The sequence below is a fragment of the Hydrogenovibrio sp. genome, from assembly GCF_049975065.1.
GTDB lineage: Bacteria > Pseudomonadota > Gammaproteobacteria > Thiomicrospirales > Thiomicrospiraceae > Hydrogenovibrio.
This window is the reverse complement of sequence record NZ_JBNGDN010000003.1, coordinates 1-22,323: the sequence shown is the minus strand read 5'-3', so window position 1 is coordinate 22,323 and position 22,323 is coordinate 1. Positions and strand designations below refer to the sequence as shown.

At 50.1% G+C, this 22,323-nt stretch carries 18 protein-coding genes; 15 read left to right on the top strand and 3 right to left on the bottom strand.

The genetic code is table 11. The features are described from left to right. Positions 1 to 18: 18 nt before the first annotated feature. Positions 19 to 861, top strand: a complete 843-nt coding sequence (locus ACP5D0_RS01225; RefSeq protein WP_472363726.1) for an HDOD domain-containing protein — start codon at positions 19 to 21, stop codon at positions 859 to 861. Between the two features lie 48 nt (positions 862 to 909). Further along, a complete protein-coding gene (gene thiI, locus ACP5D0_RS01220) occupies positions 910 to 2,358 on the top strand; it encodes a tRNA uracil 4-sulfurtransferase ThiI (protein WP_472363725.1) in 1,449 nt (482 codons plus the stop codon). 12 nt (positions 2,359 to 2,370) lie between these two features. Here thiI and ACP5D0_RS01215 read toward each other — a convergent pair whose 3' ends face one another. Then, positions 2,371 to 4,032, bottom strand: a complete 1,662-nt coding sequence (locus ACP5D0_RS01215; RefSeq protein ID WP_472363724.1) for an MltF family protein — start codon at positions 4,030 to 4,032, stop codon at positions 2,371 to 2,373. Between the two features lie 251 nt (positions 4,033 to 4,283). On the opposite strand from ACP5D0_RS01215, the gene ACP5D0_RS01210 reads away from it, so the two are divergent. The 3 genes from ACP5D0_RS01210 (at position 4,284) to rlmB (ending at position 9,335) form a co-directional block, all read left to right on the top strand. Continuing rightward, positions 4,284 to 5,687 (top strand): dihydrolipoyl dehydrogenase, encoded by a 1,404-nt coding sequence (locus ACP5D0_RS01210; RefSeq protein WP_472363723.1) that lies wholly within the window; start codon positions 4,284 to 4,286, stop codon positions 5,685 to 5,687. Positions 5,688 to 6,225: 538 nt separating this feature from the next. Next, complete coding sequence (gene rnr / locus ACP5D0_RS01205; protein ID WP_472363766.1) at positions 6,226 to 8,607, top strand: ribonuclease R; 2,382 nt, start codon at positions 6,226 to 6,228, stop codon at positions 8,605 to 8,607. Then, positions 8,604 to 9,335, top strand: a complete 732-nt coding sequence (rlmB, locus tag ACP5D0_RS01200) for a 23S rRNA (guanosine(2251)-2'-O)-methyltransferase RlmB (protein WP_472363722.1) — start codon at positions 8,604 to 8,606, stop codon at positions 9,333 to 9,335. Before rnr ends, rlmB begins: the two co-directional genes overlap by 4 nt. A gap of 232 nt (positions 9,336 to 9,567) precedes the next feature. Here rlmB and ACP5D0_RS01195 read toward each other — a convergent pair whose 3' ends face one another. Then, entirely contained in the window at positions 9,568 to 10,773 is a 1,206-nt protein-coding gene (locus tag ACP5D0_RS01195) for a PfkB family carbohydrate kinase (RefSeq protein WP_472363721.1), read from the bottom strand. A gap of 750 nt (positions 10,774 to 11,523) precedes the next feature. Between ACP5D0_RS01195 and ACP5D0_RS01190 the strand changes: the two genes are divergently transcribed. The 10 genes from ACP5D0_RS01190 to ACP5D0_RS01145 all read left to right on the top strand — a co-directional run bounded on the left by ACP5D0_RS01190 (position 11,524) and on the right by ACP5D0_RS01145 (position 20,696). Then, positions 11,524 to 12,204: a helix-turn-helix domain-containing protein gene (locus tag ACP5D0_RS01190; RefSeq protein ID WP_472363720.1), complete on the top strand. Its 681-nt coding sequence runs from the start codon at positions 11,524 to 11,526 to the stop codon at positions 12,202 to 12,204. A 229-nt stretch (positions 12,205 to 12,433) separates the two neighbouring features. Next, the gene (gene pal, locus ACP5D0_RS01185; RefSeq protein WP_472363719.1) at positions 12,434 to 12,985 is read left to right on the top strand and encodes a peptidoglycan-associated lipoprotein Pal; all 552 of its coding nucleotides are present in this window, start codon (positions 12,434 to 12,436) and stop codon (positions 12,983 to 12,985) included. A 131-nt stretch (positions 12,986 to 13,116) separates the two neighbouring features. After that, positions 13,117 to 15,750 (top strand): aminopeptidase N, encoded by a 2,634-nt coding sequence (gene pepN / locus ACP5D0_RS01180; protein WP_472363718.1) that lies wholly within the window; start codon positions 13,117 to 13,119, stop codon positions 15,748 to 15,750. 79 nt (positions 15,751 to 15,829) lie between these two features. Further along, positions 15,830 to 17,308 carry a penicillin-binding protein activator gene (locus ACP5D0_RS01175; protein ID WP_472363717.1) on the top strand — a complete coding sequence of 493 codons (1,479 nt, stop codon included), beginning with the start codon at positions 15,830 to 15,832 and terminating at the stop codon, positions 17,306 to 17,308. A gap of 100 nt (positions 17,309 to 17,408) precedes the next feature. Further along, positions 17,409 to 18,587 (top strand): hypothetical protein, encoded by a 1,179-nt coding sequence (locus tag ACP5D0_RS01170; RefSeq protein WP_472363716.1) that lies wholly within the window; start codon positions 17,409 to 17,411, stop codon positions 18,585 to 18,587. Between the two features lie 108 nt (positions 18,588 to 18,695). Then, positions 18,696 to 18,923, top strand: a complete 228-nt coding sequence (locus tag ACP5D0_RS01165) for a hypothetical protein (RefSeq protein WP_472363715.1) — start codon at positions 18,696 to 18,698, stop codon at positions 18,921 to 18,923. A 47-nt stretch (positions 18,924 to 18,970) separates the two neighbouring features. Further along, the gene (locus ACP5D0_RS01160; RefSeq protein ID WP_472363714.1) at positions 18,971 to 19,621 is read left to right on the top strand and encodes an LPP20 family lipoprotein; all 651 of its coding nucleotides are present in this window, start codon (positions 18,971 to 18,973) and stop codon (positions 19,619 to 19,621) included. A gap of 52 nt (positions 19,622 to 19,673) precedes the next feature. Continuing rightward, positions 19,674 to 20,021, top strand: a complete 348-nt coding sequence (locus tag ACP5D0_RS01155) for a hypothetical protein (protein WP_472363713.1) — start codon at positions 19,674 to 19,676, stop codon at positions 20,019 to 20,021. Positions 20,022 to 20,185: 164 nt separating this feature from the next. Next, on the top strand, positions 20,186 to 20,443 hold the full coding sequence (locus ACP5D0_RS01150) for a type II toxin-antitoxin system Phd/YefM family antitoxin (RefSeq protein ID WP_472363712.1): 258 nt from the start codon (positions 20,186 to 20,188) through the stop codon (positions 20,441 to 20,443). After that, on the top strand, positions 20,433 to 20,696 hold the full coding sequence (locus tag ACP5D0_RS01145) for a Txe/YoeB family addiction module toxin (RefSeq protein WP_472363711.1): 264 nt from the start codon (positions 20,433 to 20,435) through the stop codon (positions 20,694 to 20,696). The genes ACP5D0_RS01150 and ACP5D0_RS01145 overlap by 11 nt, the downstream gene beginning before the upstream one ends. Before the next feature lie 63 nt (positions 20,697 to 20,759). On the opposite strand, the gene ACP5D0_RS01140 is transcribed toward ACP5D0_RS01145, so the two are convergent. Continuing rightward, positions 20,760 to 22,323 (bottom strand): SPOR domain-containing protein (locus ACP5D0_RS01140; protein WP_472363710.1); only part of this gene is annotated, 1,564 nt, incomplete at its 5' end.

Below are 22,323 nucleotides of genomic sequence, written 5' to 3'. Positions count from 1 at the left end.
AGATGAGTGTTAAATTGCATGGACTTAAAACAACAGATGCTGATTGCACATCAGCAATTAGAGGGGTTTGAAATCCCCACCATTCCGGCGGAGCTAATGGAGCTTCAAGCCCTGTTGCAAAAAACGGAATTTCCCGATTTTGGCGAGATGGCGGAAATCATCGGGCGAAATACCGTGATTTCCGGTGAGCTGGTCAAGGTAGCGAATCAACCCCAGTTTTTATCGAAAGGGTCGGATCCGGTGAAAAGTATTCGCGGGGCAATGGATTCGCTGGGGTTGTGTCGGCTGAAAAATTTGGTGTTCAGTCTTGGGTTCAAAACCCAAGTGGAAGATGCTATTTTCGATGACCTGATGGATCACAGTATTGACGTCGCCAATGTGGCCACCGAGCTCAGTCACTGGGTGGACAATGTCACCTCCGACGCCGTTTATATGGCTGGGGTGTTTCATAACGCCGGTGCCATTGTTATGGAGATGAAGTTCGGTAACTATCACAATAACTTTTATAATACGCTGACCAATTGCTACACCGGTTTGGTGCGTGAAAAAGCAAAGTATCATGCGCATCATGGCGTTTATGGGTTGTTGGTGGCGCGCAAGTGGCACTTGGATTCCAGCTTTGCCCAAGTGATGCTGCTGCACCACCAGCGTGATCTGTCAGTGATTAAAGACGCTTATGTGCGAACGCTCGTAGCGCTTGTTCAGTTGGCGAACGCCATTGTCAGTGAAGCCAGTTATGACAGTTACATGGGGTCGGAAGTTCGAGAAATGTTGGCCAATGCCCAGACCGAGCTGATGATTCAGGATGAGGTCGTTGATGAAATTCGGATGGCGCTTATGAGTAACAGTCTGGTGGGCTAGGCTCTGCTCTCGGGTCAATCTCTGAGTTCAAAATAAAATGTTGTCGATATGAAATTTATTGTCAAACTCTTTCCGGAGATCATGGTAAAAGGCCATGCCGTTAAGAAAAAAATGGTGAATCAGTTGCACTTCAATCTGCGCAATTTGCTTGGCAGGCAGCTGGCTGAGGTTCGCACCAAGCGGTTTGGGGATAAGATTGAGGTGTTTTGCGCGCCGGATGAAGTCGAGTTTGTGCGGCGAATTTTGCTGAATACGCCGGGTGTGGAACAGTTTTTGGAAGTTGAGCAGTCGATTTGCAGCGAGCTGGACGCGGTGGTTGAAAAGGTGGCCGAGTATGCGCGGCCGAAGATTGCTGGTAAAACCTTTGTGGTGCGTGTCAAGCGTACCGGAAATCACGATTTTTCGTCCTATGATATGGAGCGTCTGATCGGGGCGCACTTGTGTCAGGTGGGCGAGCCGAAAAGAGTCGATCTGCATCATCCTGACGTGAAGATTGAGCTGGAATATCATCAGGATCAGCTCAATATCGTCCAACAACGCCGGCCAGGCCTGGGGGGATTTCCCATCGGTTCCTTGGGGGAGGCTTTGTCGTTAATGTCTGGCGGTTTTGACTCAACGGTGGCCAGCTATTTGTCGATCCGGCGCGGTTTGAAAACGCATTTTATTTTTTTTAACCTCGGCGGCGCAGCGCATGAGATCGGCGTCAAGCAGGTAGCACTGTATCTTTGGGAAAAGTTCAGCGCCTCGCACCGTGTAATGTTTATTACCATTCCGTTTCAGGCGGTGGTGGCTGAATTGTTTCGGGCGAATCACGAAGTTTATCTGGGGGTGATGCTCAAGCGTTTGATGCTTCAGGCCGCAGAAAAAGTGGCGGATGATATGGGGATTGATGCCTTGGTTACGGGGGAGGCCGTGGCGCAAGTATCGAGCCAGACATTGCGCAATCTGGCATTCATCGATCAGGCGACGGATAAATTGGTTTTGCGCCCCTTGGCTTTAATGAGCAAGCCGGATATTATGGCCATGGCGGATCGGATTGGCACGCGTGAATTTGCGGAGAATATGCCAGAGTATTGCGGGGTTATCTCGCAAAACCCTGTTACGCACGGCTCTTATAAGCGTATGGCTGTGGACTCGAAAAAGTTTGATGCGTCGGTTTTGCAGCAGGCTGTGAATTCTGCGAAAGCCATTTCTGTGGATTCGATTGTTGAAAATATCAACCAAGCTCAGGCGATGGATGTGGTAACGGAACCCCTAGAAACCGACACGATTATTGATATCCGACAACCGGAAGTGGCCAAGGCGCAGCCATTGAAGGCAGCTTCGGTGATGACCATTCCCTTTTATGATTTAAATCGTGCTTTTAAATCGTTGGATTTGCAAAAGCGGTATTTGCTTTATTGTCAAAAAGGGGTCATGAGTCAGTTGCATGCTCAGTATCTTTATGATGCCGGTTACACAAATGTAAAGGTCTATCGACCGAGTTCGAGTGCATAACATTTGTGGGATTTATTCCGGCGCGGCTTGGACGGCTGGGTAATCGGTTTTTAAGTCGGATTCGGGTTTGTTTTTGAGGTTGGCGGCTGCATCTGGAGGGTCTGGTAATTGGGTGGAGATGTCTTGTATCACCATGCCGTTCAGTTGGTTTTTGGAGTCGATGCGTGCGCGATTCTCGTTCAGAAGCAGCCGCTTATTTTGGTCAAGTTTTTTGGATACCCCTAAGAATAGACGCATCTTTTGAATGCCGGTGACGTAATTCACCGTTTCATGTCCGATGACCTGTCGGGCAATGGTTTCCACATTGTAAAACCACTTTTTCGGATCCAGTCCCAGTTCCGCTGTGCGCTGTTGCATCTGCAGCACCTTGGCCGGGCCGGCATTGTAAGCGGCGAGTGTGAAATTCTCCTGTTCTTCAGGGGTGTAGTCGTGGCTGGAAAAATAGCGATCTCTTAAAAACGCTAGATATTTGATGCCGGCATGAATATTGGTTTCAAGGTCGTCAATGTCGGGAAGATTGACATTGGAATCGCGTGCGGTGGAAGGCTTGATCTGCATGATGCCCACGGCACCGGCATGGCTTTTTTTCTGGTGGTTGAAGTGGGATTCCTGATAGGCCAGAGCCGCAATTAATTTCCAATCAAATTCGTAAAATTCTGCGTAAAGTTGAAAATAGTAAATCAGACATTTAACCCGTTTTAATAGATCGTGCGTCAGGGGTTGTCGCAACCAATAGGTGTCTTCAAAGTATTTGCGGTAAACCGAGTTGCCGAGAAGGCGCCCCGGTTTGGCGTATTCTTGAATGAAAGTGTTGAGCGATGCCAGCAATTTCGGATGATCCTTTTGCACGGCCCAGGCAATGTTGCTGTTGTGACGGATAATAATGTGTTTGTCCAGTTGGATGTTTGGAAGAATTTGCTGCCAAATTTCAGCCAAATGGCTGTCCACCACCGTGTATTGATACAGGTCTTCGTTGAGCATCTCCAAAATATCTTCTGATTCAATCAATGGATCGGCTTTAATGATTTCCATAGGAGGCAACCCGAGTCGCCCCAGTGCTTGGTTAATGCCTTCCAGGTGAATGACATAGCTGCTGTTGCGCACCACCACCACCTGTTTACCGGAAAAGTCGAGTAGCGTTTGGATGGGCGGGGCGTTTTTATTCGATACCAGAATTTCCTGGACATTGCGAATGTAGGGTTGGGTAAAGTCCACCAGAGCCTGGCGTTCCGGCGTAATCGTCAAGCCTGAGGCGGCAATGTCTCCATAGCCGGCTTGCAAGCTGGTGAGAATTTTATCAAAGGTGGTGGGGATGAACGTCAGGTGCGTCTGGTAGCGTTGCCGTCTTGGGCCGCGATTCAAATAGGCCTCGTAAGCCATCAGTAAATCGTATTCAATGCCGCGAAATCCACGAGGCGTCAGAAAGAAGTTGGTGCGGGTGTAGCTGACAAGAACGCGAATAATGCGACGTTCGCGCAGGGCGGGTAGATCACCGTGAAACGGCTGGAGTATGCGCTCGGAAATCGAAAGGTTGGGGCGATCAGAGACCTTTTCCTGTGCACCCGAAAATGAGACGGGCACCATGCAGATCAGTGCGCCAATCAGCCAGCGACGGTGCCGAGTCTGATTGAGACCCCCTAAAGACGGTCGAAAAAAATGGTTTCTGTTCCGCAAAAAAAATGTCTCTTTGGTGGCTGTCATACTTTGATTGTATTTTTACCCTCTCAATAATCAAGTATTAAATTCACCAGGCCTGGTATTTTCTTTAAGTTGTCATAATCTGGCGTTAAAATGTCTGGCATCGTACAATGGCCTGATAATCGAGGTGCCCTAATGTACAATGGCGTGTTGTAACAAACTGATCATAGAGTGTTGAAACTTTGGTTGCAGGCGTTGTTTTTTGAGTAGATGAAATGGGGATGGCAATGAGACAAGTGAAATACATCATATTAGGTGCAGGTTCTTCCGGCTTGACGGCCTTGGGACACATTCGGCGAGAAACCGATGATTTCGTCATGATCAATGGCGGACACTTCGGTACCACCTGCGCCCGAGTTGGTTGCATGCCTTCCAAAGCGTTGATTCATTGCGCGGAGCATTTTCATGCCCGCAAACATTTTTACGATTTCGGTATTGATGGTGCCGATGGTTTGACCATCGATCAGGCAGCGGTAATGAAGCGTGTTCGTGCGTTTCGTGATCGCTTTACCAAAGGCGTTCAGTCGGGATCAACCGAGACCTTAAAAGCGGGGCAGTTGATTAAAGGCTATGCCAAATTTGTGTCGCCGGACACGGTGGAGGTTAACGGCGAGCAGATTCAGGGTGAGCGGATTATTATTGCCACCGGATCGCGTCCTGTCGTGCCAGCGCCTTGGAAAGAGGCGTTGGGTGACCGGCTATTGACCAGTGATGAAATCTTTGAGTTGGAAACGCTGCCTAAGCGAGTGGCGGTCATCGGTCTGGGGGTGATTGGACTGGAATTGGGGCAGGCCTTGTCGCGCATAGGGGTGGATGTGATTGGTTTTGAAATGACCAGCACGCTTGCCGGACTCAGTTCTCCCAGCGTTTCCAAGGAAGCCATTAAGCTGATTTCTAAAGAGTTTCCAGTGTATTTGGGTGAGGCCGCTGAGATAACCGCTCTGGAACAGGGGGCTAAAATCACGGTTTCTTCGGGCAGCTTTGAGGTGGATGCGGTGCTGGCCGCTTTGGGGCGTCGCCCCAATATCGACCAGATTGGCATTGAGAAACTGGGGGTTGAGTTGGACGAACGGGGGATGCCGCCGTTTGATTTGAACACCATGCAAATCGCTGACTTACCGGTCTTTATCGCCGGGGACGTGAATAACTATCGCCCGATTCTGCATGAAGCCGGTCATGAAGGCAAGATTGCCGTGCGTAATGCCATGGCTTACCCGAAGGTGCAAGCCTACAAGCGCAAAACATCGCTTGGCATTGCTTTTGTGGACCCACAGGTCGCGACCTTTGGGTGCCGTTACACCGAACTGCAGCCGGAAGCCACGGTGGTGGTGGATTTTAATCTGGAACGCAATAATGGCCGTGCCATCGTGATGGGGCAGGATCGCGGCATGATTTCGCTGTTTGCCGACAAGCAAACCAAGCGTTTGATTGGCGGCGAATTGCTTATGCCGCAGGCCGAGCATTTTGCGCACTTGCTGGCTTGGGCGGTGGAGCAGGAAATGGATGTGTTGCAGCTGGTGCGAATGCCTTATTATCATCCAGTTCTGGAAGAAGCGGTGGAGTCGGCTATCGGCCTGTTGGCCGAAGCCCTTTACACCCCAGAAGAGAGAGCCTCTTTGGAAAAAGCCTGAATTTCGACCTCCGTCAGCGCTGGCTTTAGGGCGCAAGGCTGGCGGTGGGAAGAGACGGACGTTTTTCAAATCAAAAGGTTAGTGCTTAATGCGACCTATCATGGTTTATAATATGGTATATAATAAATCGTTTTTTAAAGCGAGCCGCCTGTCGAACTTAACCCAAACGGCTGCTCGGCGCGTTAAAGTGCGAGGGGTCGGTGGACGTAAATTGTGACCCGCTTTTGAAAACACCTGAAATGAACCAGGCCTGGCGGATTGCGGGCATGGTTGTTTGAACTTTCAACAAGTTTGCTGGCTTTTATCCTGAGTGCTTTTAGTGCCTTTGAGAATGTCGGCATTGCCATAACGATATAAAGTAACGCCGAGCCGAAGTTGTTGAAATAATCGTTGAATAAAAGACCTGGTTAGCGTAATGCGCGCTCATTGCGAGTAATTGCAAAGGTGCCATAAACGCATAAGGTCTCAATAAATAATAGTAGAATTCCGAGTGACTGAAAAATCTAATACTGAAAATACCGAAACCTTGTCTGAAACAGTGGCATCCGAAAACCTTCCAGAAACTTCTCCCCCGAATCAGCCGTTAGCGGCAGACCCGCACGCGGATCGGGAGGCCGTGAAATACGAAAACCCCATCCCCAGCCGCGAGTTTATCCTGAATTATATGGAAACCGAAGGCAAACCGATGCGCATGAACCAGATCGCAGAAGGTTTGGGGGTTGACGGTGATGAGCAGTTTGAAGCTTTGTCACGTCGGCTTAAAGCCATGGTGCGCGACGGGCAGTTATTACGCAATCGTCGCGGCGCTTTCGGGCTGATCGAAAAAATGGATTTAATCAAAGGCAAGGTCATCGGGCACCCTGGTGGCTTCGGATTTGTTCAGCCAGAAGAGGGCGGCTCGGATTTATTTTTAGGTGACCGTGAAATGCACAAGGTTTTTCATGGTGACCGCGTCATTGCCTCGGTAATCGGTGTGGATCGCAAGGGTCGGCGTGAAGGCATGATCGTTGAGGTGATTGAACACGCTAACCAGCAGGTGCTGGGGCGCCTGCACTTGGAAGATGGCCTGGCCTGGGTGCAACCGACCAATAACAAAATTGCTCAGGATATTTTCATTCCGCAGGACGGGCTTCTTGGGGCGGAAGAAGGGCAGATTGTCATGGTGGAGGTGATTCACCAGCCGACAAAACGTTCCAGCGCCATCGGTAAGATTGTCGAGGTCGTGGGGGATTACATGGCACCGGGCATGGAGATTGACTCGGCCATCCATGCATACGATATTCCAAATGTCTGGTCTCAGGAAGCTCTGAACCAATTGGACGCGATTGCCGATGAAGTGACCGAGGCGGATAAAGAAGGGCGTAAGGATATCCGCGCTTTGCCGTTGGTCACCATTGACGGTGAAGATTCTAAGGACTTTGATGATGCCGTTTTTGCAAAACGCCGTAAAAAGGGCTGGCGACTGGTGGTGGCGATTGCAGACGTATCTCATTACGTCAAGCCGGGCACGCCTTTAGACAAAGAAGCCTATGAACGCGGCAATTCCGTTTATTTCCCGCAGCAGGTGGTACCGATGTTGCCGGAAAAACTGTCCAATAACCTGTGTTCATTGAACCCCAATGTGGATCGCTTGTGCATGGTGTGTGACATGTATATTGATGAGCAGGGTAAGTTAGAGCGCACTCAGTTTTACGATGCCGTTATGAACTCCAAAGCCCGTCTGACCTACAATCAGGTGCACGACATGCTCACGAACGAAGCCTCCGAGCACAGACAGACCTTTGCGGACTATGTGTCGAATATCGAAGATTTGAACGAGCTTTATGGGCTGTTAAAGCAGGCACGCGAAGAACGCGGTGCGCTGGATTTCGATACCACAGAAACCCGCATCGTTTTTGATGAACATCGCAAAATTGAAAAAATTGTGCCCACGGTGCGCAATGAAGCGCACAAACTGATTGAGGAATGTATGTTGATGGCGAATGTTGCCACGGCGCGTTACCTCAAGTGGCACAAAATTCCGATGCTGTATCGTGTCCATGAAAAACCTTCCGAGGAACGTTTAAAAAATCTCAGAACCTTCTTGGGCGATTTTGGCTTGTCTCTGGAAGGTGGCGATACGCCGGATGCGCAGGATTACGCTGCGATTTCCGCCGCTGTTAAAGGTCAGCCACACGAACATCTGGTGGAAACGGTGCTGCTGAGAAGTATGAATCAGGCCGTTTATCAACCGGAAAATCTTGGGCATTTTGGTTTGAATTATGAGTATTACGCGCACTTCACATCCCCGATTCGTCGTTACCCTGACTTATTGATTCATCGCGCTATCCGCTTTGCATGGACGAAACAACCCATTGAAAAGTTTACCTATTCTGAAAAGGATATGGACAGCTTTGGCGAGCATTGTTCCTCCACAGAGCGCCGTGCGGATGAAGCCACGCGCGATGCGGTGACTTTCCTGAAATGCGAGTTCCTGTCGCACCGCTTGGGCGAAGAATACGATGCTGTGGTCGCCGCGGCGACCAATTTTGGTCTTTTTGTCGAACTGGAGCCTTTGTATGTGGAAGGCTTGGTGCACATCACCGAATTGGGTGAGGATTATTTCCATTATGATGCCTCTCGACATTGTCTTAAAGGTGAGCGCACTGGCAAAACCTTCCGCCTAGGCGACCGTTTACGGGTGCAGGTCGCCCAAGTGAATCTCGATGACCGTAAAGTCGATTTGCGCTTTTTGTCTTCAGAGGATAACGACCACGCGCTGTCTGGAACGGAAAACTCCCTGAATGATTCGGACGCCTCGCCCGAGCACAAAGCCGGGGGCGAAGAGGATGAGCAGGCTCCGACACGAAAAAAACGGCCTTACCGCAAAAAGCGCGGCGGGCGCAATCGTAATAAGAAAAAAGCGAGCAGTGTCACTTGAAGCAGGATACGCTTTACGGCATACACGCGATTGAAAAGTTTCTCAAGCAGTCTCCGCACCTTGTTTATGGCTTGGTGTTTCAAAAAGGCGTCGATAACAAACGCATTCAGAACCTCAAGCATCAGGCTCAATCCTTGGGTGTGCGCTTTGAGCTGCAGCCGAAGTCCTATTTCAATCGTTTGGAGGGCGTCCATCAAGGCGTTGTGGCCACGATAGCGAAGCAGGCGGAGCTGCAGGAGTCGGATTTGATTTCAATGATGGATGCGACCGCCAAACCGTTGTTTTTGTTTCTGGATGAAGTCCAAGACCCCCATAACCTCGGTGCCATCTTGCGGACGGCGGATGCCGTTGGTGTGACGGCCGTTGTTTTGCCAAAACACAATTCCGTTGGGGTGAATGCAACGGTTCGCAAGGTGGCGTGTGGCGCGGCTGAAACGGTGAAAGTGGTGGTGGTTTCGAATTTATCGCGCACACTGAAAACGTTACAACAGGCTGGGTTATGGGTCACGGGCTTGGCTGGCGAAACGGACAGCACTATTTACGATATGGACTTTAGCGGCGCGGTCGGATTGGTTATGGGAGCAGAAAGTACGGGTTTGCGCAAGCTGACGCGCGAAAGCTGCGACCACCTGGCGGCCATTCCGATGCAGGGCAGCGTCGAAAGCTTGAATGTTTCGGTGGCGGCCGCTGTCTGCCTGTACGAGGTGTTGCGTCAGCGTTCACAATAAAGGCACTTGTTTCGATCAAAAATCCAGAAGAGTCGTTTATAGAAGATGATTTTGGGGTCTGTTTGTTGACTTTTTATCGCAAATGTTCGATGTAAACCCTTCACCAGGCCTGGTGATGAGTTCGATTGTGTCCTAACTAAGAAGTCCATTGGGCGAATGTGCTGTTCTTTGTGCTTCCTTGACTCACCGCTCGGCGGCTGGCAACGGCTGATTCTTGATTCCCTCGCCAAGATTATTTCGCTAAATATAAATTTCCCTCTTCATCCACGTCAATGTCAACGGGCGTTAGCTCCTCATTCAGACACGGCCCTGCCACGCAGACACCGTCTTCAATGTTAAAAAAAGCATCGTGAACGGAGCACTTCAGTGTTTTATCAAAGGGATTGACATCAATTTTATAGACTTCATTTAACGGCACGTCCTGGTGTGGACAATTGTTCTGATAGGCTTTGATCGTGTCGTCATGCTTAATCAGCACCACGGAATGCGGCCATTCATCACAGGGCACCACCAGTGTTTTTGCATTCGTGACCTGTTTAATGTTTGCCAATGGCTGACGCTCTTGAAGTGCACTTAACAAGTCATCCAGCCCAGCTTGTCGGCATTTTCGAGCGGCCAAGCGATGACCTTCTGCCACGGCTTGCTGCAAATCCAACCCACGGATGAAAGCGTCAATCACCGCCGCGTTAAAGGTGTCACCCGCGCCAAGTGTGTCTACGGCCTGCGGTAGGGTGTGACTGGGTAAGTGATCTACAGCTTGGTTTGGGGCGCAAAACCAAGCGCCTTCGCTGCCCCAAGTGCAGACTAACTGACTGTGCGGTGCCAAGCGTTTCATGGCTTCCAGCAGATCTTGGCCGTTTTGGTACCCTTTGGCTCGTGCATAATGGTGCGAGAAAAAAATCACATTGGCTTGTGGCAATAAATCTTCCAAGCCATCGCGTGGTTTCTCAACCTCCAGCGATATGGGTTGATGCGTCAAAAAGGTTTTGGCTATGTTGAGCATGCCCTTTAGGTTTTCGACATTGCGGCCTTCAAAATGAAGCCAGTCATAGTGTTCGATTTCAATTTTGGCAAAAAAATCAAAGCTCAACTCTGGCAGATTCCGGTAGTGGGTGATGGTTCGGCTGCCGTTGGCCTGGTTGACAAACACATACGAAGTCGGCGATTGTCCCTGAATAAAACGTTGTAGGTGATCGGTTTGAATGTGCCGCTCCTCTAGCCCCTTTATCAATTGTTTGGCGGCCTGGTCGCCCCCAATGCTGGCGGCAAGGCTGCAACGATGACCGAGCTGAGACAAAACGTACAGCGAGTTACACGCATTGCCACCCACTTGGTAGTGCCGAGTGAGGGCGCGAAGTTCTTCGTCTTCTTGTGGGTAGTGTGAGGTTGTTAGAAGGGTGTCGAGCACCACATTGCCAATGCCCAGAATGTTCGCCATAAATCTTCCTTGTATGAAATCGGGTTAAACCGACGTTCGCCTTCGCGGCTTTGCTGTACAAACATTTGCTGATTTTGTTTGTCGTAAAATGCAACCTGTTGACTGCTAAAATTTGCCAGGCCTGCCATCCTGTCTGCTAACGGCGTGGGTACCAGGCGTTAGGCTGAATTCTGCGGAATTTTAGCATAAACCCGTTCAAAATGGCTTGACATCCTTGTGGGTGGCGGGGCGGGTGAATATAAGTGAATAATTTTAAAAAAAGCTTGACACGGCGATAGTCAATATTAGTTTTTTTACTTCATTTGCATTCTCTAAATCATATATAAGTTATTGAAATTAATGGATTAAATATTAAAATAGCGCTTTTTTAAGCGACTGGGTGCGGGTGTTTATAATCCACAGAATCTGTGGATAACTTTGTGCAAAGAACTTTTGCTTTTCCTGAAATCCGTTATAAATATGACACTTTTAATAAATTGATTAAAAAGTAAGCATCGTGATTGAGCGCGGTTATTTTTGTTTCCTATTTGGGGCTGATTTTGGATTGTTCGATTAAAAATTGGCTGGAGCCGCAGCGCGTTTGGAAAGTGGTATTTTCAACCGATTTCTTTGGAGCCGACGGCGTGTTTTGTGACACATTCGTGAAACCGCTCGGTTAAATTTGGTAGAATCGCAAAAAATGGATTTTTAAAAAGCAGTTGTATGATTCAAAAACATTCAGGCTTCCATGCCAGTTGTGGCAAATGCGCAATGCAGAGCATTTGTTTTACCAGCGGTTTGTATCAAACCGAAATTGAACGATTGGATCAGCTGGTGGATCGAAAACCCTCTTTATTAAAAGGAGAGTTTTTGTATCAGTCAGGCGAGCCTTTTACCGCTTTGTTTGCGATCCGTGCCGGCATGGTCAAAGTGTTTTCGGTAAACGATTTATCGCAAGAGGTGATTCATGGTTTTTACGTGCCGGGGGATATTGTTGGCATGGAGGCGATGGCCTGCCAACGTCACGAGTTCTGTGCGGTGGCCTTGGACACGACCAGCGTTTGTGCCTTGCCCTATCCTCAACTGACCCGTCTGGCGATGGAAGTGCCCAACTTAAATGCGCAGATTTTCAGTTTAATGAGTCAGGAAATCGTCACCGGTCGCCTGCATTCCACAATTCTAGCGCAAAAAACGGCGGAGCAGCGCTTGGCGGATTTTGTGTTGATGATGTCAGGGCGTTTGCGTGCCAGAGGGTATGAGTATACTCAGTTCCGACTCAATATTTTGCACCGTGACGTGGCCTGTTATCTGAATTTAACGCCCGAAACCGTATCGCGTATATTCGGCAAGTTCCAAAAACTGCAACTGATGTCCTGGAAGAAAAAAGAAGTGCTGATTCAGGATTTTGACGCCTTGCAACAGATTGCACAGTCCAGTGATCAAGGCAACTGAAAATAAACTTTGCAAATAGGTGCATAAAGCTGGAATTGGCATTCAAATTTTCATAGAATTAAGACATATTCTGAAATTGGTAAAATTTACAATGGGTTTGAGTGTTTCATAAATCGGTGTCCGAAGTGCGGCTGTTGAGTTGCGTTGTTTAGCGGCAAAGCGGGAGCGGGAATCATCGGTACGGATTTATGAAGCATTTTGGCATTACATTAACGTCAGGGAGATTTAAATGAAGACAGCATACAGTCTTAAGCAATTATTTATGGTTGGGTTTTTAGGGTTAACGCTGGTGGGTTGTAGCTCGACACCGACCACCGAGCAGAAAGACGCTTCGGCTAAAAAAGCGGATTCAGGCTTACAGCCAGAAACGGTTATCATTGAAGAGAAAAAACTGGTTGAAGTGGTTGAACTCACCAATGCCGACGGTCAGACCGCTTCGGAACTGGAAGCCGCGATTGCAGGGCAGATGGTGCATTTCGATTTTGACCGTTCGGACGTGAAACAAGAGTTTTACGACATTATTCGCGCCAATGCCGAATACATGTCTTTGACGCCTTCCGCCAATGTCACCATCAAAGGTTACTGTGACGAGAGAGGCTCGCGTGAATACAACTTGGCTTTGGGTGAACGTCGTGCCAACGCTGTTAAAAATGCCTTGATTGCAGAAGGGGTTAACCCGAATCGCATCAATGTGATCAGCTACGGTGAAGAAGATCCGATTGATACCGCACACAACGAAGCCGCTTGGGCAAAAAACCGTCGCGCTGAATTCTCATATTAATCGCGACCGCTTGACCTGAAAAAGCTCTTCTGTCTGTGGCAGAAGGGCTTTTTTTTTAGACACAACGGAATCGAACCGACTGTCCCCGAATCCTCGGGTTAACCAAGAAACCACCAAGAGACTACTGCTACATGACGCAACGCCAACCGACCGTCCACTATTTAGCCGATTATCAGCCGCCTGCATTTGATATTCAGAGTGTTTACTTGACCTTTGAACTCCATGCCCGCAGCACGCGGGTGACCAATCACATGGTGTTCAGACGACTCAATGATCAGGATGAACCGCTGATACTGGATGGGGAAGAGCTGAATTTATTATTGGTTGAGTTGGATGGAGTGGCGATGCTGCCCAGCCAGTATCAGCAGACGGCGTCAAAGCTTATGCTGACCGATCTGCCCGATGCGTTTGAGCTGACGATAGTCACTGAAATTGACCCGGAAAACAATACCCGCTTAGAAGGGCTTTATCGCACCAGTGGCAACTATTGCACTCAGTGTGAAGCGGAAGGCTTTCGCCGCATGACCTATTACTTGGATCGCCCCGATGTGTTGAGCTACTTCACCACGAAAATCATTGCCGACAAAGCGGAAAACAGCGTGCTGCTGTCAAACGGAAACCTGTTGGAAGTGGGGGATTTGCCGGATAATCGTCATTATGCCATTTGGAAAGACCCCTACCGCAAACCCTGTTATCTGTTTGCTTTGGTGGCGGGGCACCTGGCGGAGGTCGAAGATACCTTTATCAGCCGTGACGGTCGCCAAATCGATTTGCGGATTTACGTGGAACCGAAAAACCTGGATAAATGCGACCATGCCATGCAATCCTTGAAGCAGGCGATGAAGTGGGATGAGGAACGCTTCGGGCTGGTGTACGATTTGGATATTTACATGATCGTGGCGGTGGACGATTTCAATATGGGTGCCATGGAAAACAAAGGGCTGAATGTGTTTAATGCCAAGTACGTTTTGGCCAGGCCTGAAACCGCCACCGATGCCGACTATGAAGGCATAGAATCGGTGATTGCCCATGAATATTTTCATAACTGGACCGGCAACCGTGTTACCTGTCGGGATTGGTTTCAGCTGACGTTAAAAGAAGGGCTGACGGTGTTTCGCGATCAGGAATTCACCGCCGATCAACTGTCGCCAGCGGTGAAACGCATTGAGGACGTCAAGCGATTGCGAAACAATCAATTTCCAGAAGACGCCGGCCCTATGGCGCACCCGATTCAGCCGCAATCCTATATTGAGATGAATAATTTCTACACCATGACGGTGTATGAAAAGGGTGCTGAGGTGGTGCGTTTGTACCATACCTTGCTGGGTGAATCCGGTTTTCAGAAGGGCATGCGATTGTATTTTGAGCGGTTTGACGGTCAAGCGGTCACGGTTGAGGATTTCCGCGATGCCATGGCGGAGGCCAATGGCGTGGATTTAACTCAAATGCACCACTGGTACACACAACCCGGCACGCCCACCTTGAAAGTGACGCAACATTTTGACCCCGCAACCGGTGTTTTGCAATTGCACTGCGAACAGTTTCTCAAGGGGCAACAATCGCACTTGCCTTTGCTGATGCCGGTGTTGTTCGGTTTGATTGGTCAAGATGGCCAGCCCTTGGCGGTCAAGCCGGGTGAAAACACCCAACACAAGGTGTTTGAAACCGAAAAAGGCACCCTGATGAAAGTCACCGAGCTGTCGGAAACCTTTGAATTTACCGGCTTGTCTGAGTCGCCACACCTGTCGTTGTTGCGGCATTTTTCCGCACCGGTGACACTGGATTACGCCGCAAGTGATGACGAGTTGATGGCACTCGCCTCACACGATACGGACAGCTTTGTGCGTTGGGAATCCCTGCAGACGCTGGCAATGAACAACCTCAAGCGCAATATCGAACGCTATCAAAATGACCAGGCCTGGGCGTTTTCGGAACATTATCATCAAGCGTTTCAAGCCGTGTTGGAGGATAAAACCCTCGACCCAGCGCTCAAGGCTCTGGCCGTGGGGCAGCCGGATATTCCTTATGTCTTTGCGCAATACGACTCGGTTGATGTTGATGCGGTACTGGCGGCGCTGGCGTATCAAAAACAGCAGCTTGCGCAACGGTTTGAAAGCGCCTTGAAGTGGCAGTACCGCCAGCTGCAGCAACCGCAAGCGTATCGCTATCAAAAAGAAGACATCGCCGCGCGTTTGCTGAAAAATCAATGCTTGGCGTATTGTGCCTACACCGACGACGGCGCGGCCATGGCACAAACGCAATATGAACAACAGCAAAACATGACCGATGTGCTGGCGGCCTTGAACGCCTTAAACCACTTGGATGTGCCACAAAGAACCTTGTGTCTGGAGGATTTTTATCACCGCTGGCACAAGGACTCACTGGTCATGGATAAGTGGTTCTCACTGCAGGCAAGCTCCGAATCCGACCATGCGCTTGACGTGATTCAGTCTTTATTGCAGCACCCCGATTTCAGTTACCGCAATCCCAACCGGGTGCGCAGTGTGCTGGGGGTGTTCGGGCGTTTGAATATGAAAGCGTTTCACGAGGCCGAGGGTCGCGGTTATCAGCTTCTAGCGCAACAAGTGCTCAAGCTGGATCCCATTAACCCTCAGGTGGCTGCGCGTTTGGTGTCGGCCTTTACCCGCTGGCGAAGCTTTGATGCGGCACGGCGGGGCAAAATGCAAGCCGCTTTGCAACGGATAGCGGCGCATAAATCCTTATCGAAAGATGTGTATGAAATTGTGGCAAAGTCACTTGAATAGTGAACTCGATAAGCCGCGAGAATCCCACTCATTAGGTGGGAGCTGTTTGCCTTGGAGCGGTTTATTTTTATGGATGGTGATGGCAATATTTGCCTTCCCTTGGAGTGTCTTGGCGCAGGATTTTGATGGCCGCGTCTCTGAAGACGGTCTAACCAGTCCCAAGGTTAGTGCGCAAGCGGTGCCTGAGATAGATCGACAAATTCAATTGATTGAAGTTGAAATACTGTTATTAAAGGCCGAGCTGGCCTGGCAGAATCAGGAAAAGGCTCAGCTGGGTGCCTATCTCAATGAGTTGGCGCGGCTGGCTGGGGTGCAGGCATTTTCGCCCGCTTTTCAATCGCGTTACGCGCGGTTACAGCGGCAATATCAAACCGTCGCCTCACGGGATTCAACAGCACACGCGCCGTCCAATTTCCAATTTAACCCCAGTCGAATGCTGGCACTCTTGCCGATGTCCGGACCTTATGCGCCAGCGGGTGAGGCGGTTTATCAAGGTTTAGAGGACACCTTTTATGCTCAGTCCCGCCCTTATGATCTTCAGGTGCTGGACACCCATATCTATGATTCCATGTTCGAAGTTTGGGAGTGGGTGCGGCGATACCAGCCCAGCTTTATTTTCGGTCCCTTACAGAAACACAATGTAGAACAGCTGCAAACGCTTGATTTGCACACGCCCATTTTAGCGCTCAACGAGATGGAAAAACCCGATTCCAGAACCGCCATTCGGTTTATGTCCCCCTCGGCTAAACGGGATGCCATTGCCGCCTTAGTGCGGTATCTTGAACGGAACCATTTGACGCGCATCGGGGTACTGGTATCCGGTGAACCGAAATCGCAAGACCTGTTGAAACGCTTTCAGAAGGCGTTGTCAACGTCAACTGAACACGAACGCCAAGGCGAGGCGTTACCAAGTGGGTTACCGAATACGTCATCTGGCGAAACCGGCTTGGAAGAAGAACAGAGGTTTGCGCTGGATGAGCCTTCGCAGTCCTTAGCCATTGTCAAAGTGGTGACGGTCAGTCGTCATGTGGATGAATCCATGGAAGCGGTTTTGCAAGTGCGCCAGTCTCTGGCTCGAAAAAATTGGCTGCAACAAACCACCGGTCAGCGCCTGAATTTCGTAGAGCGTCCACGACAGGATGTCGATGTGCTGGTCAGTTTTTTGCCCTATCGCCAAGCCATGCAGGTGTCGCCCTTGCTTTCTTATTATCATTTGAATCGTCTGGCACACTATTGGCTGCCGCCGACCCTTCCACCGGTCAGTCAACTCCTGACCAGCCTGCCTTATTGGCAAGCCACCACTGCGGTTCTTCCGGTTTATTACGCTCAAATCCTACAAAAAAAACGCCGAGCGCAACCGCATGATTCAGAAATTGGCACTTTTTATGCTTTAGGAAAAGCAGCCGCAGAAGCGGTGTTGAAACTGAACGGTGCCGGTCAACAGGTTTTGCAAACGGATGCGCTGGGCACCTTGACGATTGATGATGACCAGGGGTTGCATTTCTACCCCGAACTCTACTGGTTGGACACAGATGCCTTTGAGCGTCTGACGCCTTAGACTGGGTGAAAAAGCCAGGCCTGGTCAATTGCGCTGGTGACCTTGTCTTCATCGATCCATTCAAAACGTAAATATTTAACGCTGATTTTGGGGAAAAGCCGTGGCGGAATCCAACGACACCATCGATCCGAATGATCTTGACAGCATTGATGCCTTATTGGATGAGGCTGAGCTGGATGCTGTCGAAGATGATCAGCCGTCAGAGTCGGCTGAGTTGCCGGATGTGCCCGACGAACTCGATAATTTACCGGAAGAAGACGTACCTGAGCCGGAACCGGAACCGGAACCGGAACCGGAACCAGAATTGCCGCAGCCATCGGGTGGCATTATGGATAACTTTCCATCACCGGATGCCGAAGACACCCCTCAAGAGGCGGCCGAACCGGAACTGGAGCCTTTGCCGGATGACGCCGAGACACAAAAACCCAAACCGCCCAAAGAAACGCCAGCGGCACCTTTGACGGAAGATGGTGCCGAGCAATTTATGCAAAAGCGTGCGGCGAAAAAAGCCCAACTCAATCAAGATCCCCAAAACAAAAACACGTTAACGGTGGCCGAAATGGATGCAATTAAAAAACTGATTATCACCTTTAGCTCAATCATTATCGCGTTGGTTGTGGTGGCCATTGCTACCGGAGTTTGGGCGGCACTGGCCACCAGTCCGGCGTTGGATGAAGAAGCGAAAACCCTATTGGGCGACATTCGGGACGGCTCAACGCAAAGCATGATCAAGAGTGCCAGTTCGGAAGAAATTGTCAAGAAAGTGGAAACCAAGCTGGATGCACTGAGTTTTCAAATTGAAGAGCTCAATCGAGACCTGTTACAGATGACCCCAGACCAGTTGGCGGCTGCACCTGCAAAACCGGCCGCACCGGCAGAAAAAGCGGAGGTGAAGCTGGATTTAAAACCCACCGAAACGGCGGTTAAACCTCAATCCACGCCACCGGTGTCGCCAGCGACCATGCAGGTCACCGGTATGGACCCGGAACTCGTTAAGAAAATGGACACCGTCAATTCGAGAATGTTGAGCACCCAACGCCGCGTGAACGAGATCAATAACCGAGTGAAATCGCTGCAATCGGAATACAAGTCCATTTTAAGAACGGTCATGAAAGTGGAAAAAGAACTGTTGGCGGAGAAGGTGAAGGTGGACGCCGAAACCAAAAAAGAGCTGGCACAACAGGAAGCGGATCGTCAACGTCAGGAGCAGCGTGCCCGTGAACGCGCCAGAGCCTATGAATACAGCGCACCCACCAGCCCGTACTTCGACAGTTATTAACCCGAAGGTAAAGGACATTCCCATTTAATTAACCGGTGCAGGGCAGGCCCTGTTGGGAAAACAGTGATGAAACCATTAGGTGTCAAAAAATCAACATTGGTACAACTTATGCTAGTAATGGTTACGGTGGTGACCGCGGGTTGCAGCCATACGGATACCAAGTACCGAGTGCCCGACTATTACAGTCAGGAATTGGTGCCCAAGCATTATCAACCCGGGCCGGAATATTCGGTGAATGCCATGCGCTGCAGTCAGCAGTCGCATCAGTGTCGCCAAGGCGAAGACCGCAACTGGATTCGGCATCGCCATTATCCGGTGCCTTATTTTTTTGAATGATTCAACGAGAGTGAATCAACGATTTTGAGTGAAACGGAGATACGGTTATGAAAAAACAAAGCCTCATGCTAACGGCCATCATCGGTGTGATGATGCTGGCGGGCTGCAGCAACCAGCCCAGAGTGGTTCAAACCTCGCCGGCTCAGCAAACGCAGCCGCCTCAGCAAACGAACTACAATGCCAGTCAAAACGCCCCAGCGGGTTCGGCTCAGATGGGCAGTGGCGTTGGTGGTGCCGCGCAGAGTCAGCCACAGCAGGTGGTGTATAAAGTGCCGAAAAGCGCTTTGAAACCGCAACTGATTAAAATTACCGGTATCGGCTACGGTGCCGAAAGCACCTACGATGGCTACACGCCCGGGCAGCGTCGTCTGATGGCGATTCGCGCGGCCAAATTGGACGCGTATCGCTCCCTGGCTGAACAGCTGTACGGCATTAAAATCGACAGTAACACTTCCATTGCGACCCTGACCGCGCAGAACGATAGCTTCCGTGCTCGTGTCAATGCGATTGTGCGCGGTGCGCGGGTGGTGAGCATTACGCCCATGGCGGATCACAACTACGAAACCACACTGGAAGTGTATATCGACAAAAGCTTCTTTGAAAATGCCTTTGTCTATTCCGATCGTGAAGAAGAAATGACCATTTCCGCGGAAGACTTGTGTCAAACCATGAACTGCCAAACCATTGGCGGTCGTTAAGCGCGTTTGATATGACGAAACAGCGCGCCGAAGGGATGAGGTGGATACCATCATGAACAATCACCCAAAAACACCAGGCCTGGTCAAAACGACGCTCGCCGGTCGCATGCCCACCAAAACCATACTGGCTTTGCTGTTGATTGGTTTTCTCGGTCTGCAGTCGATTGCCGAAGCGGCCAGCATCAGTACGCGCGTGCGCATTCTGGAAAGCAAGGTGTATCAGCAAGGCAAACTGATTCGTGAGCAGAGCAAAAAGGACAGCGCCTACACCAGTGACTTCAAAAAAGGCCTGAAAGAAATCGAGTTACTGCGGCTGGAATTGCAGGCGTTTATGGCACAACAGGAGCAGGCGAAAAAGCCTGCCGCCATCGGCCCGCAAGGACGCTATTCCTACCCATAACCCCGTTTCCAGAGGCGAAAGCCTCCACTCAAATCCCACCCGGCACCCGCCGGGTTTTTTTTGCCTCACGTCAAACCAGTACAGCTAACTGTGCATGTTGCTATAATATCGCGAACTTGACCAATAAATATATGGGTTACTTGAAGTACCCAAGGAGAAAAACAATGCAAGTGATCAGTTATACCGAAGCCAGAAACCGTTTAAAGTCGGTGTTGGATTCCGTGGTCGATGATGTGGACTGTACCATTATTACGCGACGAGATGCTGAGAATGCGGTCGTAATGTCGCAGGACTATTTTAATAGCCTTATGGAAACGGTTCATTTGTTGAAATCTCCAGCCAATGTGGCGCACTTAAATCAATCCATAGAACAATACCGATCCGGGAAAGTCGTTCAAAAAGAGCTGATTGATGAAAATTGAGATTTTATCTTGGACTGAAAGCGCCTGGTCGGATTACGAATATTGGCAAGGCCAAGATAAAAAAACGTTGAAACGTATTAACAAACTCATTCGTGATACGATGCGCTCGCCGTTTGAAGGCATTGGAAAGCCAGAACCTTTAAAAGAGAATCTTTCAGGCTTTTGGTCCAGAAGAATTGATGAGTCGAATCGTCTTGTTTATGTTGTAGATGCCAGCCAAATCACCATTATTTCCTGTCGTTATCATTATTGAGCGTTGAACTCAAAACCGCTGTAAACCCGTTGGTTAATGAATGTTTTGCATCTTTCGCTGTCGTCACAGCGGTTTGATCCAGGGTTGAATGTTGAGTTGGGTTTTGAGTTTTTGGGCGTCGGCTTGCGCCGCTTGGCGTGTGGGGTAGTGGCCGTAGATGACGGCAAACATCACGTCGCCATTGACTCGGCGCGGTTGAATTTTCGCCTGCGTCAGGCCGTTGCTTTCAATGTATTCTTCGGCGGCAAATTCGCCGGACACGCTGACCAGTTGGATGGTAAAGCCGTTGCCTTCGATTTTCGGCGGCGCTTTGGTAGCCATCGGTGCTGTTTTGACCGGTGTGGATTCGGATTTTAGACGTTGTGCAGGTGCTTCGTTTTTCACCAGGCCTGGTGGTTTCGTTGCTGGTGGTGTCACGGCGGTGGTTTTCGTGGTTGGAGCGAGTTTTGACGGTTTCGCCGGTTGCGGGCTGGCGAGAGGGCGGATTTGGCACGGCAAGCCTTCCGAAGCCAAGGCCCCACACACATATTTCGCCTGATCCAGATCCTGCAGTGGTGCCAGGCTGAGATTCACTTGCCCCAGTTGATTTTGCTGCATGGCGACTTCAAAACCGTTTTCCGAGGTGGCTTGCCCCAGTGCTTGTGGGAAGACCTGACGCAGGGCGTTCAAGACCATGCGGGCATTTTTCTCCGACAAAAAGGTGCCGAAATCCAGCGCAAACGACTGACCGGAATCATCCGCATCGTTCTGGTAGCGATACAGAGATTCGGGGTAAATGTCAAAATTTGCGCCCACAATCAAGGTGCCGCGTGCCCCGATTTTCACTTGCATTGGGCGGCGACTGGCCAACTGGTGTTTTTTCAGATAGTCTGGATCGACGCTTAATTCATAGTCACCGGGCGGAATCATATCAAACAGGAAAAAGCCGTCAAACGCCGACCGGGTGGTGAAGCTTCGATCGCGCTGATGGTCGGTTAAGATCAACGGCACACCGCCCTGATCCTGTTCGTCACTGAATAATTCGGACTGAAACGCCACCTGACCTTCCACTTCACCGGCGGTGACAATAGGAATTTCCACCACTTTCACCAGGCCAGGTCTGGGCAAAAAGGCGGTGCCGTCGCCGGAGGGAATCCAGAAAGGGTCTTCCAGCGACTTGGGCACCACTGTGACGTCGGTCGGGGTGGTGCCGTACAGCCCGGGAATAAAGGCCTTGCCGTCTTCATCGGTTTTGGCGCGGCGGCGTTGTTGGGTGGCGATGACCTGTGCATTTGGAATCACCGGTTCATTGGCCTGGCGTTGCTGATCGTTATTCAGGTCTTCATACACCACAGCGGACACAGAGCCGGTATTGGCTAACCTTTGTGCCGACACTACCGGCAGACTGTCCAGCGGATCGTGCCCGAGGCTGAAACTAAAATTCAGTTGAATGCTGTTATTGCCCTCGGTTTCAAAATAGCGCAAGCTGCTGAGAAAATAACGGTTTTGCCAGTTGATTCGGTAGCCTTGGGTCAGTTGGTCTTGCAGCAAACTGTAATCGTAGCTGGCTTCGGCATTCCAGTCGGAATTAAAAGTCCATAAAAAGTCGATATTGCCGTATTGCACTTCCTGATTCGGTTCCAGCCCA

Bases quoted from the DNA above. Each gene is read 5' to 3' on its own strand.
- ACP5D0_RS01175 (WP_472363717.1), top strand. From the start codon at position 15,830: ATGGCAATATTTGCCTTCCCTTGGAGTGTCTTGGCGCAGGATTTTGAT.
- pal (WP_472363719.1), top strand. From the start codon at position 12,434: ATGAAGACAGCATACAGTCTTAAGCAATTATTTATGGTTGGGTTTTTA.
- ACP5D0_RS01160 (WP_472363714.1), top strand. From the start codon at position 18,971: ATGAAAAAACAAAGCCTCATGCTAACGGCCATCATCGGTGTGATGATG.
- thiI (WP_472363725.1), top strand. From the start codon at position 910: ATGAAATTTATTGTCAAACTCTTTCCGGAGATCATGGTAAAAGGCCAT.
- ACP5D0_RS01210 (WP_472363723.1), top strand. From the start codon at position 4,284: ATGAGACAAGTGAAATACATCATATTAGGTGCAGGTTCTTCCGGCTTG.
- ACP5D0_RS01225 (WP_472363726.1), top strand. From the start codon at position 19: ATGGACTTAAAACAACAGATGCTGATTGCACATCAGCAATTAGAGGGG.
- ACP5D0_RS01145 (WP_472363711.1), top strand. From the start codon at position 20,433: ATGAAAATTGAGATTTTATCTTGGACTGAAAGCGCCTGGTCGGATTAC.
- ACP5D0_RS01155 (WP_472363713.1), top strand. From the start codon at position 19,674: ATGAACAATCACCCAAAAACACCAGGCCTGGTCAAAACGACGCTCGCC.
- ACP5D0_RS01195 (WP_472363721.1), bottom strand. From the start codon at position 10,773: ATGGCGAACATTCTGGGCATTGGCAATGTGGTGCTCGACACCCTTCTA.
- pepN (WP_472363718.1), top strand. From the start codon at position 13,117: ATGACGCAACGCCAACCGACCGTCCACTATTTAGCCGATTATCAGCCG.
- ACP5D0_RS01190 (WP_472363720.1), top strand. From the start codon at position 11,524: ATGCAGAGCATTTGTTTTACCAGCGGTTTGTATCAAACCGAAATTGAA.
- ACP5D0_RS01150 (WP_472363712.1), top strand. From the start codon at position 20,186: ATGCAAGTGATCAGTTATACCGAAGCCAGAAACCGTTTAAAGTCGGTG.
- ACP5D0_RS01165 (WP_472363715.1), top strand. From the start codon at position 18,696: ATGCTAGTAATGGTTACGGTGGTGACCGCGGGTTGCAGCCATACGGAT.